15 protein-coding genes are annotated in these 15,613 nt (G+C 51.1%); 6 read left to right on the top strand and 9 right to left on the bottom strand.

What is annotated here, in order from left to right; genetic code table 11:
* Positions 1-24: 24 nt before the first annotated feature.
* Together EHT25_RS28085 and EHT25_RS28090 are read right to left on the bottom strand one after the other, a co-directional pair.
* Entirely contained in the window at positions 25-639 is a 615-nt protein-coding gene (locus EHT25_RS28085; RefSeq protein WP_114404520.1) for a sigma-70 family RNA polymerase sigma factor, read from the bottom strand.
* A gap of 485 nt (positions 640-1,124) precedes the next feature.
* Positions 1,125-1,505 carry a LytS family sensor histidine kinase gene (locus EHT25_RS28090; protein ID WP_124878749.1) on the bottom strand — a complete coding sequence of 127 codons (381 nt, stop codon included), beginning with the start codon at positions 1,503-1,505 and terminating at the stop codon, positions 1,125-1,127.
* A gap of 47 nt (positions 1,506-1,552) precedes the next feature.
* On the opposite strand from EHT25_RS28090, the gene EHT25_RS28095 reads away from it, so the two are divergent.
* The 4 genes from EHT25_RS28095 (at position 1,553) to EHT25_RS28110 (ending at position 6,686) form a co-directional block, all read left to right on the top strand.
* Positions 1,553-1,909 carry a sulfatase/phosphatase domain-containing protein gene (locus EHT25_RS28095; RefSeq protein ID WP_124878751.1) on the top strand — a complete coding sequence of 119 codons (357 nt, stop codon included), beginning with the start codon at positions 1,553-1,555 and terminating at the stop codon, positions 1,907-1,909.
* Positions 1,910-1,934: 25 nt separating this feature from the next.
* A complete protein-coding gene (locus tag EHT25_RS28100) occupies positions 1,935-3,797 on the top strand; it encodes a sulfatase-like hydrolase/transferase (protein WP_229311819.1) in 1,863 nt (620 codons plus the stop codon).
* A 90-nt stretch (positions 3,798-3,887) separates the two neighbouring features.
* Entirely contained in the window at positions 3,888-5,282 is a 1,395-nt protein-coding gene (locus EHT25_RS28105; protein ID WP_124878753.1) for a sulfatase family protein, read from the top strand.
* A gap of 3 nt (positions 5,283-5,285) precedes the next feature.
* Positions 5,286-6,686, top strand: coding sequence for a sulfatase (locus EHT25_RS28110; protein WP_124878755.1), 1,401 nt, complete (start codon positions 5,286-5,288; stop codon positions 6,684-6,686).
* Between the two features lie 61 nt (positions 6,687-6,747).
* Here the strand turns inward: EHT25_RS28110 and EHT25_RS28115 are convergent, their stop codons facing one another.
* The 4 genes from EHT25_RS28115 to EHT25_RS28130 all read right to left on the bottom strand — a co-directional run bounded on the left by EHT25_RS28115 (position 6,748) and on the right by EHT25_RS28130 (position 10,122).
* Entirely contained in the window at positions 6,748-7,233 is a 486-nt protein-coding gene (locus tag EHT25_RS28115; protein WP_124878757.1) for a hypothetical protein, read from the bottom strand.
* Positions 7,234-7,272: 39 nt separating this feature from the next.
* Positions 7,273-8,859 (bottom strand): N-acyl-D-amino-acid deacylase family protein, encoded by a 1,587-nt coding sequence (locus tag EHT25_RS28120; protein ID WP_124878759.1) that lies wholly within the window; start codon positions 8,857-8,859, stop codon positions 7,273-7,275.
* 4 nt (positions 8,860-8,863) lie between these two features.
* On the bottom strand, positions 8,864-9,472 hold the full coding sequence (locus EHT25_RS28125) for a CbrC family protein (RefSeq protein WP_124878761.1): 609 nt from the start codon (positions 9,470-9,472) through the stop codon (positions 8,864-8,866).
* Between the two features lie 203 nt (positions 9,473-9,675).
* Positions 9,676-10,122 (bottom strand): hypothetical protein, encoded by a 447-nt coding sequence (locus tag EHT25_RS28130; RefSeq protein ID WP_124878763.1) that lies wholly within the window; start codon positions 10,120-10,122, stop codon positions 9,676-9,678.
* Between the two features lie 240 nt (positions 10,123-10,362).
* On the opposite strand from EHT25_RS28130, the gene EHT25_RS28135 reads away from it, so the two are divergent.
* Entirely contained in the window at positions 10,363-10,632 is a 270-nt protein-coding gene (locus EHT25_RS28135) for a hypothetical protein (protein ID WP_124878765.1), read from the top strand.
* Between the two features lie 57 nt (positions 10,633-10,689).
* Complete coding sequence (locus EHT25_RS28140; protein WP_124878767.1) at positions 10,690-11,058, top strand: DUF5991 domain-containing protein; 369 nt, start codon at positions 10,690-10,692, stop codon at positions 11,056-11,058.
* A gap of 193 nt (positions 11,059-11,251) precedes the next feature.
* Here the strand turns inward: EHT25_RS28140 and EHT25_RS28145 are convergent, their stop codons facing one another.
* From EHT25_RS28145 to uvrA, 3 genes are all read right to left on the bottom strand, one after another.
* Complete coding sequence (locus EHT25_RS28145; RefSeq protein WP_124878769.1) at positions 11,252-11,983, bottom strand: YoaK family protein; 732 nt, start codon at positions 11,981-11,983, stop codon at positions 11,252-11,254.
* A gap of 175 nt (positions 11,984-12,158) precedes the next feature.
* A complete protein-coding gene (locus EHT25_RS33060; RefSeq protein WP_124878771.1) occupies positions 12,159-12,353 on the bottom strand; it encodes a hypothetical protein in 195 nt (64 codons plus the stop codon).
* Between the two features lie 185 nt (positions 12,354-12,538).
* Positions 12,539-15,541 carry an excinuclease ABC subunit UvrA gene (uvrA, locus tag EHT25_RS28155; protein ID WP_124878773.1) on the bottom strand — a complete coding sequence of 1,001 codons (3,003 nt, stop codon included), beginning with the start codon at positions 15,539-15,541 and terminating at the stop codon, positions 12,539-12,541.
* Positions 15,542-15,613: the final 72 nt, after the last annotated feature.

The raw sequence follows: 15,613 nt of genomic DNA on the forward strand, positions 1-15,613 counted from the left end.
AGTATCTATCCCAAAAAGTTTCAGTTAGTCATCATTTTTGTTGTACCCCATCGAAGCTGCGTATTCTTTCAGCTTGTCTTTCAGCAGATTCCGGGCGCGGTGTAACCGTGAGCGAACCGTTCCGATTGGAATGTCCAGAATCTTGGCCATTTCCTCATACGTGAATCCTTCGATGTCACAGAGAATAATAACCGTTCGGAAATCGACCGGCAGCGAGTTGAGAGCCGAGGCCACCTCATCGCCAATCATATCCTGCACTGTTTCGAACCTCAGATCCGTGGTGTGCTCGGTTTCTGATGCTTCATCGGAATTGTAGGTTGTCTCTACATCCTGGTAATCAACTTTCGCCGGTTCCTTACTTTTCTTGCGGTAATCGTTGATGAAGCTGTTCTTCAGAATGCGGAACAACCACGCTTTCGCGTTAGTTCCCTGTTCGAATGATGAGATAAAGCGGAAAGCTTTTAAATAGGTATCCTGCACCAGATCGTTCGCGTCATCTTCGTCCATCGTCAGGCGAAAGGCAAAGTTGTACATGGAGTCGATGTGGGGCATGAACTCCTTGTTGAAGACCTGGTACTTTTGTTCGTCTGTATACCCTTGGAGTTGTGTATCTGACATAATTTCGGGCATCGTCGTCATAAAATTACAAATGAAAATTAAATGGCATCCATTTTTTTCGCAGGTTCAATACATACGGATGTAGTATGAGTAGCGATGTTTCATAGAATCAGGGAGTTAAGCCCTTAAAAAGAATCGTTAATCGGATAATAAAAAAATCAACACCAATGTTTCAAGTCTACTGCAAAAATCAATCCTAGCCGGGTTCGATCCTACATATGGCAAGGAACAGGACAATTTGGCAGGACGCAAGCCGGGGGTGATGGATGGTTGGTTAAGGCGGATGGAAGGCCGGAAATGGAGAGTGAAACCTTAAATCGGCAAGCGGGCAGAACCGCTGATGTGAGCGGTTTTTAGCCAGGCAGAATCCCCCTCCAGCCCTCCCGTCAGCGCCTGCCCAACCAATTATTTTTTCGAAAAATTTTCAGATATCTCCAGTTCGTACGGAAAATTTGGAGATTTCCAGAATTTAAAACCGTCTTTAGGTTCCGGACTGGTAGCCAGCCTCAGGTAGCGTGATTGATCAGAGACAGAACAACCCGAAACTGACCGTTGGCTTCGTGAACCATCGGCCGGGGCTGGTTCAGCATCTGGTACGTGCTGAGAATATTGGTAATCCCGACGCCATTGGAAATGACGCGGGATGGTTTTCGCTGGAGGTTATTGGCCACCTGAACGCTGCCATCGGCCGTGGTCGTAATCTCGATGATCAGGGGTTGGTCGGGCAAAATAATGTTGTGTTTGACGGCATTCTCGACCCGCAGTTTCGGGATGCCTTCGTAAACGCCCACGATCAGAACCGTTAACAAAACCGCACTCGACAGAATGCTGTCGCCGGACGGAAAAGCAAGATGCCCGTTTAACAACAGCGAACGGAGTATCCCCACTAGGATAATGAGATCAGGCGAAAGAAGAACTGGCCGCCTACTACGGCATGATTTCGGAGCTGGATGCGCAGGTCGGGCGGATTTTCTGGGCGCCCACAGTAGAAAGCCAAAGTCTGTATCCTTACATCAAAGGGACCAAAAAGCAGGGACGCGATGCCTACCGCGATTTGCCGCGGGCCGTGCGGACGGCTGATAATTGGAAGCTGATCAAATACAACGTGAAGCAGTGGGAAACCACCCAGTTGTTCGACCTCAACAAAGACCCGTACGAAACCCGCAACCTGGCCAACGACCCGGCTTTTCGTCAGAAAAAGCAACAGTCGGAAACGCGGCTGGTCAGCGAAATGAAAACGTACCACGATTTTCTGAATTTTGGGAAACCCAATGGGGGTACACAACCCTGACAAAACCATCACAATGACCTGACGTATGCGAAGAAAACCGTCGAAAAACCGGATGCCGTTTGTACAGATGACCCTGTGTCTGATCGTTCTGGTATTCCCGGTTTTGGCAAAAGCCCCGAATACCACCGACCGGCCCAACATTCTCTGGATCGTCAGCGAAGACAACAACACTTCGTTGATCGGTTGTTACGGAAATCCGTACGCGACGACGCCCAACATCGACCGGTTTGCGAAGGAAAGCATTCTGTACAAAAATGCGTTTTCGACGGCCCCGGTTTGCGCCCCTTCCCGTAACACGCTGATTACGGGCATGTATCCGCCCTCGCTCGGCACCGAGCACATGCGGAGCACGAATCCGGTGCCCTCATTCGTGAAGTTCTTTCCGGCGTATTTGCGGGAAGCGGGCTATTATACAACGAACAATGCCAAGAAGGACTACAACACCGTCGATCAGGTCGATGCCTGGGACGAATCGAGTGCAAAGGCAACCTACAAAAACCGAAAGCCGGGGCAGCCTTTTTTCTCCGTATTCAACCTCAATGTTTCGCACGAAAGTTCACTGCACGAGCCTGCCGCTTCGCTCCAACACGATCCGGAAAAAGCGCCGATTCCGCCGTATCACCCCAAAACCGCTGAGTTCAAGCACGACTGGGCGCAGTATTACGACAAAGTGGAGGAAATGGACCGGCAGTTTCATAAACTCCTGAACGAGTTGCAGGAAGCCGGTCTGGCCGACAACACCATTGTTTTCTACTACGCCGACAACGGCGGGGTGCTGGGCCGCAGCAAGCGGTTTATGTACGAGTCGGGCCTGCACGTGCCGCTGGTGGTGCATTTGCCGAAAAAATACGCGCATCTCGCAAAGGCAAAACCCGGTTCGCAAACCGATCAGTTGGTGACGTTCGTGGATTTTGCCCCGACGATTCTGAGTCTGGTGGGGATCAAAATTCCCGACTACATGCAGGGGCAGGCGTTTCTGGGAACCCAGCAAAAACCGGAGCGCGCGTATGCCTACGGTTTTCGGGGCAGGATGGACGAAGCCATCGACCTCTCGCGGTCGGTGCGGGACAAAAGATTCCGCTACATCCGGAATTACCTGCCGCACCGGATTTACGGCCAGCACCTCGACTACCTGTGGAGAGCGCCGTCAATTCCATCCTGGGAAGCCGAGTTCAAAGCCGGTCGGCTGAACGAGGTACAGGCCCGGTTCTGGCAAACCAAACCGGCGGAGGAGTTGTACGACGTGATCGCCGATCCCGACAATGTTCATAACCTGGCGACCGATCCGAAATACGCCAGGGAATTGATCCGGCTGCGGAAAGCCAACGGACAATGGCTCCGGCAAAGCCAGGATGTGGGGTTTATTCCTGAAGCCCTGCTGACCCGGATTGCCGAAAAAACACCTTTGTACGATTACGCCCGAAGCGGCCGGTATAACCGGAACCGGGTCATCGAAACCGCCACGCTGGCGTCGTCGCGCAACCCGACCGACGGCCCGGAACTGACCCAACGCCTGACCGACTCCGATCCGGTGGTCCGGTATTGGGCGGCAACGGGCTGCACGGTTTTGAAACGGACGTCGGCCAAAACCGCCTTAACGCAACGCCTTCAGGACGACGAAGAAACCGTACAGGTGGCGGCTGCAGAAGCGCTGTACCAACTCGGCGAAACCGACGAAGCCGTGGCGGCTCTCAAAAAAGCGCTGGCGAGTTCCAGCCGTTCGGTTCGGCTTCAGGCCTTGAATGCGCTCTTAACACTCGGGCCGGCTGCGGCTCCGGCGCTGGAAGCGGCCCGGGCGTTGATCCCGAAAAATCCGTCGCCGAATGCGGTGAATGATGCGTATGATGTGCGGGCCGCTCAGAATCTGGTGGAAACGCTCGAAAAGTGATTTGAGAAATCCGGAAAAAATCGTTCTTTACGACATAGTGGACGGGTAAACCGCCGGTTTGCCCGCCGAACCCCAAAACCCTTGATCGCCATGCGTCTTACTCTTCTGACCGGACTTTTGCTTTCGCTGCTGGGCGGTAGCTTCGTGGGATTTGTTCAGCAACCGCCAGTCGCAACGAAGCCTAACGTGATTATCATCATGGCCGACGACCTCGACAGTCGGCAGTTGAGTTGTTACGGCGGCAAAAACCTGCAAACCCGGCACATCGATGCATTGGCGTCTGAAGGGCTGAAATTCAACCATATTTATGCCTCCGAAGCGATGTGCGTGCCTACGCGGGCGTCGTTGTTTACGGGTTTGTACCCCGTGCGGCACGGATCATTTCAGAACCACAAACCGGTTTATAACAACCTGAAAAGCGTCGGCCATTACCTGGCGGATCTGGGCTACCGCGTCGGGCTGACGGGCAAAGACCACAGCACCAAACCGAAAACCGTGTTTCCGTTCGAGATCGTGACCGGTTTTGAACCCAATTGTGTGGCTGCGACGGACGATTATTCGCTGGAAGGCGTAAAAGAGTACATCACGCGCGACAAAAAACCGTATTGTTTGTTCGTAATGAGCATCAATCCGCACACCCCCTGGACCGTCGGCGACACGACCGAATTCCATGCGGATAAAGTGATCCTGCCGCCATACTGCGTCGATACCAAACTGACGCGCCGACAGTTCGTGAAGTACCTCGCGGAAGTTCGGCGACTGGACAACCAGGTGGGCGACATCACGCGCTTGTTGAAAGAAACCGGGCAGGATAAAAACACGATCGTGATTTTTCTGGGTGAACAGGGTGCGCAGTTTCCGGGTGCCAAGTGGAATTTGTGGGATGCCGGTCAGAAAAGCTCGATGCTGGTCAAATGGCCCGGAACCGTCAAGCCCCGGACCGAGACCAACGCGCTGGTGCAGTACGAAGACATTACGCCGACGCTCATCGATCTGGCGGGTGGCAAACCGGTGGCCGGTCTGGACGGCAAAAGCTTCCTGCCGGTTTTGCGCGGACAAAGCCAGCAGGCGCGGGATGTTGCATACGGCATTCACAACAACATTCCCGAAGGCAATCCGTACCCGATCCGCAGCATCCGCGACACGCGTTACAAGCTGATTCTGAACCTGACGCCAAACGACGACTATTACAACCGCTTCATGATGAACGCCGAAAAGCGGGACGGTAACTCGGTCTGGTTTTCCTGGACCGATCGGGCTGCCAATGATCCGAAGGCGAAGCAAATCACGGAGCGGTTTGTGAAACGGCCCGCCGTCGAATTTTACGATACGCAAACCGACCCTTCGGAGTTTCACAATCTGGCGAACGATCCCGCCCAGCAAAACCGCATTCAGCAACTCCGGCAGAAACTGGAAGCCTGGATGAAACAGCAGGGCGACACCGGAGCCGCGCTGGACATCACTTATGCCAAAAAACCGGAATAACTCATGCAAAACCGCCGTCATCTTTTCGCATTCGTCGGGGCTTTTCTGTTGGCTGTAGGTACGGTTTTGGGGCAGTCAGCACCGGCTAAACCGAACATCGTTTTCATCATGGCCGACGATCTGGGCTACACGGATCTGGGCTGTTACGGTAATCCGTACATCCGAACGCCCCACATCGACAAGCTGGCCAAAACCGGTCTGCGGTTTACCGAAGCCTATTCGGCCTGCCCGGTTTGCTCACCCTCGCGGGCGGCCATTATGACCGGCAAGCACCCGGCCCGGCTGCACCTGACCAACTTCATTGCCGGGGATCGCAAAGACCCCAAATCACCCCTGTTGCCCGCCCCGTGGACCAAATACCTGCCGTCGTCGGAAACGACGCTGGCGGAAGTAATGCAGAAGAACGGCTATGCGACGGGCATGGTCGGGAAGTGGCACCTGGGCACGGCCGACTCCACCAGCCCGGCGGCTCAAGGGTTTGCGTACGACCGCATGATCGCCAAAAACGGGCTCGATTACTACAACTACAGCATTACCTCGAAAGGCAAAACCGTCTTCGAAGACAAGGGCACGAAGTACCTGACCGACCAGTTGACGGACTACGCGGTGGAGTTTATCGATCAGCACCAGAGCCAGCCGTTTTTTCTTTACCTGACATATTCGGCCCCGCACGTGATGCTCGTTCCGCGGGCCGACAAGCTGAAGTATTATTTTGATCATTACGGAAAGTCGGGTGGAAAATACGACCCCAATTATGCTGCGATGATCGAGAGCATGGACGATGGCGTCGGGCGTGTCATCGACCAGTTGGCAAAACTAAACCTGCTCGACAACACGATTGTGGTTTTCACCTCCGACAACGGCGGTTTGGGCCTGCCGGAACTGGGCCAACGCCCGACGACGCTGGAACCGCTGCGGGCCTGGAAGGGGCATGTCTACGAAGGCGGTATTCGCGTGCCGCTGATCTTTTCGTGGAAAGGCCGCATTTCTGCCCAAACCGAGACGAAAAATTACATCACCGGAACCGATTTCCTGCCGACGTTTGTGGACCTGCTGGGAATTTCGGGCCAACCCGCCAGTCCGGACGGGAGGAGTTTCGCCCGGGTGTTGAAATCGCCCGAACAGGCCGTCGACCGGGGACCGATTTTCTGGCATTATCCACATTTCAGCAACCAGGAAGGTCGGCCCGCGGCTGCCGTGCGCTCGGGCGATTTCAAGCTGGTGGAACTCTACGAAACCGGAAAGCTCGAATTGTATAACCTGAAACAGGATATTTCCGAGCAAAAAGACCTCGCGGCTGCCTTGCCGGATAAAACGAAGGAACTGGCCGCTTTGCTCAGGAACTGGCGGTCGGAGGTAAAGGCCAACATGCCCCAGGCCAATCCGGATTTTAAAAAACCGTAAAGCCGCCTAAAACCACTCTTTCCAGGTCTGTGCAGATACAGACCTGGAAAGAAAATAAGCCTTATTTTCCCCGGTAAACGAATGGTCTATTCATGTAAGCCAGATTCGCGGCAACGTTGGCTTCATTCCGTTCAATGACTTCAGGCGATTGATTCATCACGCCTATAAACTCGCTAATGGAAGCCTGTGAAAGTACACCCTTGAATTGAAGAATTTGAATAATGGCTAAGATTTCGAGCTCACGCGTACCGGATATTCTTACAAGGTTTCGTCGCTCACGAAGAACCAGGATGTCTTTCCAATCGCTGGTACTCAGCATAAATTCACAGAATACGCCATTTTTATGCCATTCTTCCCTTTCAAATCCGCCAAGTCGCTCCTCCTCCTGAACCTTTCGGTGAAGGAACATCGCGTGGGCTAATTCCTCCGTGGCATCCGCGCCATTTTCTTCATTTTCAGCGCGCGTGGTAATCCACAATTGCCCACCCAGGGGATCTTCTTCGTCGTCAACGAAAACGATGGCATAATCAATTAATCGTAAGGCCATTCAAAAATCCGTTTAAATCCCTGATACGTTCCTCAAAAATTACTCCGCCTTCCCCGCAAATCCTTTTCCCATCAACACCTGCCCCGGGCGTTTACCGGTGTGTTTGCCGTTTTCAACGACCGGAACCCCGTTGACGAGCACGTACGAAAAACCGGTCGAATACGCGTGTGGTACGTCGTAGGTGGATTGGTCGGATACGGTTTTTTCGTCGAAAATCACGAGGTCGGCGGCAAAACCGGGTTTGAGAATACCGCGATCGTCGAGCTTAAACCGCTGGGCGGGCAACGACGACATCCGCCGGACGGCTTCCTCCACCGGGATCACTTTTTTGTCCCGAACGTAAACGCCCAGCACCCGGGCATTCGTGCCGTAGCCGCGCGGGTGCGGCATGCCCGACTGAAACCGTGCCACGCCCGCGTCCGATGCAATCATCGTGTTGGGGTAGCGCATGATCGTCGCCACGTCCTCCTCCGACATCGTGTGATACACCATCTGAATGCGTTTCATAGCGGTTTTGTCCATCAGTTCCAGCACCAGATCGGCTTCGGTTTCGGCATTGTTTTTTCGACCCAGTTTCTGATTGATTTTGGTGATGCTTAAGCCGTTAAATGTTGTGTCGGCCGGGTAATACGCCACCACGGCGTAGTCGAAATTTTTGCGGTCGTTTTTCTTCAAACCGTCCACCATTTCCTTCCGGATTTTAGTGCGCGTGGCCGGATCACGAAAGCGAACAACCGTGGCCGAATCGCCGTCGGCCAGTGCCCAGGAGGGCACAATGCTGGCGAGTGAGGTGCTCGAAGCGGTATACGGATATTGATCGACGGTAACATCGTAGCCTGCGCGCCGGGCGGCTTCCACCATTGCCACGGTTTCCGTGCTGGAACCCCAGATCGGTTTGCTGGCGACTTTAAAGTGCGATATCTCGACCGGAATCCCGGCTTCGCGGCCAATCTGAATCGCTTCTTCGATCGCTTTTTTGACATCCTGTCCTTCGTTGCGCATGTGCGAGGCATAAACGCCCCCGTAGCGCGACGCCATTTTGGCCAGATTGACGATTTCGGGCGTGCGGGCGTAGGTGCCGGGCGTGTAAATCAAACCGGTCGAAATGCCGACGGCGCCGTCTTTCATGGCCTGTTCGACAAGGGCTTCCATCTCGGTTTGCTCTTTAGCGGTCGGTTCGCGGAACGCCATTTTCATCACTTTCATGCGCACGGTATTGTGCCCGATCATCGACGCCAGATTGGGCGAAAAACCAGTAATGCGAAGCGAATCGTAGAAAAGCCGCAGGTTGGTAGCCGAAGCTCCGCAGTTGCCGGTGACGAGCGTCGTAACGCCGTCGTAGATAAAATTCTCGGCACCGGGGCGTTCCTGCAAACTGCCTTCCACGTGGGTATGGACGTCGATAAAACCGGGGGCCACGATCTGGTTTCTGGCGTCGATCACGGTTTTGCCGTCCGTCGCCGGAATCTGGCCAATCCGGGCCACTTTGCCGTTCTGGATGGCGACGTCGGCGTAGTACCACGGGTTTCCGGTTCCATCGACGACGCGACCGTTTTTGATGACCAGATCAAACGATTGACCGTACGTTAAAGAGCTGATGAAGAGTAAGTAGAGCAGGTGTTTCATGGATTTACTCAGTGTCCCAGATGGTGACGATTTGATCGGAATGAAGACTTTTGAAAACGTAAAAAAGCGTGCTGTAATCGCTGCTGGCTTTGTAATCGTTGACGGTTTTTCGCGGCATATCCTGCCACCATTCATCAGCGTCGGTGTCGTCGGCCTGCGCGTAATAAATGGATTTTTCAAACAAAGATTTCGCGTCAATATCACCGGCCAGTTGCGTATAAAAAGGCCTGGAACCGTAGCCAATAAACCGCCCGTAATCACCGTCGACGCTAGGCCATTCCCAGTCCTGCCAGGTCACGAGTGGTGGCGTGGTTTTTTCCAGTTCGAGCGTTTTCTGGTCGGCCAGATCGTCAACCTCGGCTTTGGTCAGCGATGGATGTCGCTCCCGTAACTGCCGTTTCAATTCGGTTACATCGCCCTGACAGGTGTAACAATCCAGTTCATACAGCCGTCCGGTCGCCAGGCATTCCGGGCAAATCGACGCAATTTCGTCCTCGCCCAAAAACGCTCCCGCATCGAAACACAATTTCGGCTGATCGCACAAATCGCAGTGGGTTTCTTTGTCCCGTAATCCAATAAAAATCTCCGGTTTATCGAAGTATTTGAAGATCATTGGCAGTGAATTTGGGCAAGGCAGTTTTTATTTTTGGAACAGGAAGTAACGCTTCTGGAAAAATTCCAATCAAATCTTTGGCCATTACCAGCCCAATGGCTTCTGGTTGGCAACCACTAACTTAACGAACAAATCCCGGATTTGCCAATCAAACCGGTTGGCAAAGGATTGCTTTTGGAAGGAAAGAGTTTAAAAACGCAGGATTAGCGTTGCTGCCGAAACCGCATCGTTTCGTACGTCATTTCGATCGGGTCCGCGGATTGTAAAACGCGCGGATCGGTGATCTGGATTCGATTACTTGCGAGATAATGATATGCCTTGCCTGCTTCCAACGTAGTGTTGCCCGCCTTGACAACAATGGATTTTTCGATAACTCCTACTGGCAGCGAAATCTCGTAACTTTTGACTGGAGCTTTGCCCGACGGATTTATGGCATGACGCCTGATTAATGTCGAAAAACGCGGTAACTGTAAAATCGGCTCGTAAGAAACTGAAACCAGTTGCGGCTGAAACTTTTGTCTGGAAAACCGGGCCACCCGTTGAGCAGATAACGAATCTGAGGCTGAGACGGGAGCGGAGACGCCGAACGGGAAGGCTGACGCTGACCCGATTACGCCCACCAAAAGAATCAGTGCGAAGACGATTTTCATACGAAGGCCAAAAGAGTGGAATGCGGTTCTGAAAGACAACGCGTTTTGTTTGATTTTCTTGCTCCGGGATAAACCGGAAAATCAGAAATAACCGGTTGACAATAACCAGATGCAACGAAGCGGGTTTATAGCGTAGACAGCCAGAGGAAAGACAAAGTAAAATCTCGTTGATCTTTAGTCGATTAAGTGATTCTCTTTCTTCTTTGGTCCACGTATCAGCATAAAACCGTTTGTGGAATCATGCAGGGAGTTATTTCCAAATTGATCAGTATCGTCACCCCGCTGACGTTGATGGCTTTGATGGGCGTTCTGATGGTCGTCAATGGCATTGCCCACATGAAACAGGAAAATAATGTCCTGAATTTTTTCTTCGGCATTCCCCTGGCACTGGGCGCATTCGGAGTTCATATGCTGATTCGCCACCTGACCCATCACAAGACGGCCTACGTCTGGGCCATCGAATTTATTCTGGTTGGGCTTTTTTGGTACGCTTTTATGTATGTCTGGTGAACCCGTTCAAAAGTTATTCACCCGTTCTGAAATTTTATGCACAAGCGATTGATTTTCATGGCATTACTGTTTGCGGTTTCGAGCCTTTTGGGTTTTCAGCAAACCGATGGCTGGATGGGAAAATGGTCGGGGGAGCACCCGGAAGGCGTCACCTACACCATTCAGGTCAATGACAAATACCGGGGAATGAATCTCTGTGAAATCCACGCCGAAGGCATTCAGACCTTTTATACCCTGGAGTGCTGGGCCACGGGCGACGCCAATACGCTGAAAGTCTATTACCGTTCCACCAAAGAGGGCGCGTTTTACGCCGGAAACCGGGTCAAATTGAACGATCTATTCGTGGTTTTACGGCGCGAAAAAGGCAAAGTCAGTTGGCAGTGGCAGCAGATTTTTGATGGGAAGATTGCGGTGAGGAAAATGTGATACCTCTACTACTTACGAAACAATGCTTTTATTCTTGTCAGTAGTAGCGGTATTCACCGCGTTTGACTTGATATAGATGAAGCTAATACCTGGACTACTATTTGTATTTTCCTCTTATCATTAAGTCAGCGACATTTTCGGTACAAAGAGTGGCCTACTTCATGACTCAAAAATACGTCTTTTTGTTTCTGGATTAGTTTTGGGTACTTTTTAGTTTTCGTCTTAATTGAATAAGTCTGAATTTTATGTTGTCATAAATTAAGCCTATAACTAAGATGGTTGCAGCAAAAATTAGCGAGTGAAGTCTAAACTTTGAATATAGAATTCCGCCAATGATACCACCAATAAAAAAGAAGCTAATAATGGTCAGCCGAAGTTTTATTGACGATATAAGTTTGTGCTTCTGTTCTTTTTCCTTGTAAAAGAATAATTGTGAAAATTCAATTCCTAAATCTGTGAAAAGACCTGTTAAATGAGTTGTCCTGACGCTTGCATTTGAGATGGTTGTAACCAATGAATTTTGTAAGCCCATAGCAAAAAGCAAACTAAATGTGATTGCGTTTGGACTTCCAATTACTAAATATTCTCCCCAGAATCCGATACTAAATAGGATTAAACATTCCATGGAAGCAGGAAATACGTAAATATAATGGTCGTCTTTCCGTGAAATGATTTCAATGAGTAAGCTGGAAATGAAAGAGCCTAAAAAAAAGAAAAATATGTAAAGGAAATACACAAATCCTTGCCAAAAATTGAGTTTAAAAACTTCTTCTACAAAAAAAGCGAAATGGCCTGTTACGTTAGTTGTCAACCGCTGAACGGCAAAAAAACCGGCAACGTTGACAATACCTGCAACAAGAGATAATAAAGAAGCAATTTTTAAATTATGACTTAATGTTCGTGTCTTACCCTGGTGTCTAAACATGGTATATTTTTCCGTCGTTTTTATCGCCAATTATCAATATAATTGACATCAAAGTTGTCTAGGTTGAAATAAATATTTAAATATGGATTAATTATTAAATAGTCGTATATTTTCTTAGTAATGTATAAGAATTACTTATTTAGTCCGTTTGATACCATTTCCTTAATTGAGTAAATTATTCTTTTTTCAGAGTAATAATACGATCTATTAAGTTCAAAGATACTTTTATTTCTTGGCTCATAAATCTCATTGTTGTATGAGTTAAAGCGTTATAAAATCCTGATAAATCTGAAAGTTGCCAGAATGCTTTATGGCCGTATATTTTCATACTACTCTTTCTAGTATGTTCATTGTTGATTTCTTTTAGCATTTTGACCAATCTTTAAATGTAAAAAAATGTCGATTAAAAGTGTTTACTTGCATTGTTATCGAAATAAATAATGCTTATGGTTCTGATTTTAGCCGCCTTTTTTCTCTGGTTTGTGGCACATACACCAAATACAACAATAGCCGGACAAAAAGCCCGGCTATCAATGCTGATCGTATAAAAACCGCTTATACCTTCCCCCTCAGAAAATCCGCCGTATAATTCTCGCCTTCCGGCAATTGCACCAGTTCTTCCGGCGTTCCGGCGAAGGTGACATAACCGCCCGTATCCCCGCCTTCGGGGCCGAGGTCGATGAGGTAATCGGCGGATTTGATGATTTCGGTGTTGTGCTCGATGATGATCACACTGTCGCCCTGATCGACCAGCGCATTGATGGCTTTCAGCAGCTTGCGGATGTCGTGGAAGTGCAAACCGGTGGTCGGTTCGTCAAAAATGAACAGCGTGCCGCCTTTGTTCGGATTGCCTTTTCCGAGAAACGACGCCAGTTTCACCCGCTGAGCTTCCCCACCCGACAATGTATTCGACGACTGCCCGAGCGTGATGTAACCCAAACCGACATCCTGCAACGGCATCAGTTTATCGACCATCTTGGGTTCGGCTTTCCGGAAGTAGTCAATGGCTTCATCGACGGTCATTTCCAGAATATCGGCCACGTTTTTGTCGTTCAGCGTCACCTCCAGAATTTCCTGCTTAAACCGCTTGCCGTTACAGCCTTCGCATTTCAGGTAAATATCGGCCATGAACTGCATCTCGATCTTCACTTCGCCTTCGCCCTGGCACACCTCGCAGCGACCGCCGTCGACGTTGAACGAAAAGTGCGACGGTTTATACCCGCGCGACTTCGCCACGGGCTGATCCGCCATCACCGACCGCAGGTAATCGTAGGCTTTGATGTACGTCACCGGATTGGAGCGCGACGATTTCCCGATCGGATTCTGGTCGATCATTTCAATCGACGTAACGCGGTCCGTGCTGCCGCCGAGGCTGTCGTGCTTGCCCGCTTCTTCGGAACCGTCGCCTTTCAGGCGGGTCAAGGCCGGGTACAACACCTTGCGAATCAGCGTTGATTTACCCGAACCGCTCACGCCCGTCACCACCGTCAGCGTATTCAGCGGAAACCGCACATCCAGATCTTTCAGGTTATTTTCCCGCGCACCGTTCACTTCCAGCCAGTGCGTCCCCTTCCGCCGGAACTTCGGCACCGGTACGGTTTCCTGACCCGTCAGAAAAGCGATGGTGTGGGAATGGAGAAAAGGAAGAGTGGAGGAAGGGAGAAGAGGATTTTCGGTTTTCCCCTTTTCCTTTCCTCCCTTTTTTCCTTCCTCCTCAATTTCCTCCCACGTCCCCTGAAACACCAGGTGGCCACCGTTGACGCCCGCGTCGGGCCCGATGTCGATGAGCTGATCGGCCGCCCGCATCACTTCTTCTTCGTGTTCGACCACGATGACGGTATTGCCCAGATCGCGCAGCGTTTCCAGCACGCTCACCAGCTGTTTCGTGTCGCGCGGATGCAGCCCGATGCTGGGTTCATCCAGAATATACATCGAACCCACCAGCGCGCTACCGAGCGAGGTTGCCAGTTTAATGCGTTGATATTCACCACCCGACAACGAATTGGTCAGGCGGTTTAAGCTCAAATACCGCAAGCCGACGCGCTCCATGTAATCCAGCCGGTTGCGGATTTCGGTTAGCAGTCGTTTGCCCACTTCCTGCTGGTGCGCGGGCAATTCCAGGTCCCGGAAAAAGCCGGCCGCTTCGCCAATCGGCATCAGAACAATATCGGTAATGGATTTTCCGCCGGCAATTTTCACGTAAGCCGCATCCTTCCGCAACCGCGAACCCCGGCATTCGGGGCAGGTGGTTTTGCCGCGATAGCGCGACAACATCACCCGGTATTGAACCTTAAAGGTCTGACTTTCCACAAAATCGAAGAACGCGTTCAGGCCCTTGAAATATTTATTGCCGGTCCAGAGCACTTCTTTCTGTTCCGGGGTCAGGTCTTTGTACGGGCGGTGAATCGGGAAATCGAACCGGATGCCGTTTTTGAGCAGCGGTTTCAGAAATTCCTCGTTCATTTTCTCACTCCGCCAGGGCGCGATGGCCCCTTCGAAAACCGAGAGATTTTTGTCGGGAATAACCAGATCGGGATCGATGCCCAGCACTTTGCCAAAACCGTCGCACCGGCGGCAGGCGCCGTATGGGTTGTTGAACGTGAAGAGGTTAACCGTCGGTTCTTCGAACGTAATCCCATCTAACTCAAACTTATCCGAGAAAACGCGCGATTCCTTGCCGACGACATCGACCCGGCAAACGCCTTCCCCCTCGTTGAAAGCCGTCTGAATCGAATCCGAAAACCGGTATTGGTTGTCTTCTTCGGGTTGCCCGTCGGCATCGAACTGAACCGTACTCCGGTCGATCAGAATTTCGAGGGAAGGAGGAAGGGAAGAAAGGAGGAAAAGAGAAAGGGAGGAGGAAGCAATTGGGTTTTCCCCCTTCTTCCCTTCCTCCTTTAATTCCTTTCCTCCTCCCTCCAGAATTTCTTCGATAAACAGCACCTCGCCGTTGGCCACAATCCGGGTATAGCCTTTTTGAAGCAGCACTTTCAGCTCATCGGCCAGTGTGCGGTCGGTCCGGATGTGCAGCGGAGCCATGATCAGCACGCGCTGACCCGCTTCGTAACTGTACAGGTAATTGACGACATCGGTCACCGTATCTTTGCGCACTTCGCGGCCCGAAACGGGCGAATACGTGACGCCGACGCGGGCAAAAAGCAGTTTCAGGTAATCATAAATTTCGGTGGTGGTTCCAACCGTTGAGCGGGGATTGCGGGTCGTTACCTTCTGTTCGATGGCAATGGCCGGCGATACGCCCTTGATGTAGTCGACTTCCGGTTTTTCCATCCGGCCCAGAAACTGCCGGGCGTAACTGCTCAGACTTTCGACGTACATGCGCTGACCTTCGGCAAACAAGGTATCGAATGCCAGCGACGATTTGCCCGAGCCGGAAAGGCCGGTAATCACCACCAGTTTATTACGGGGAATGGCAACATCGATACTTTTCAGATTATGAACCCGCGCGCCCTTGATGATGATGTATTCTTTCGGATCAAGGTGTTCAACGTCGGGTTGCTGAAAGGAGCCGTCGGGCGGCAGACTAACTGATAAATTCATTCTATAAATTTAGCAAAACTCTATCTTTGGACTAACGGTTTTTTTGAAAGGATGGTTTCGTTTTTTGGGAGA

This window comes from Larkinella rosea, assembly GCF_003858635.1.
Classification (GTDB): Bacteria; Bacteroidota; Bacteroidia; order Cytophagales; family Spirosomataceae; genus Larkinella; species Larkinella rosea.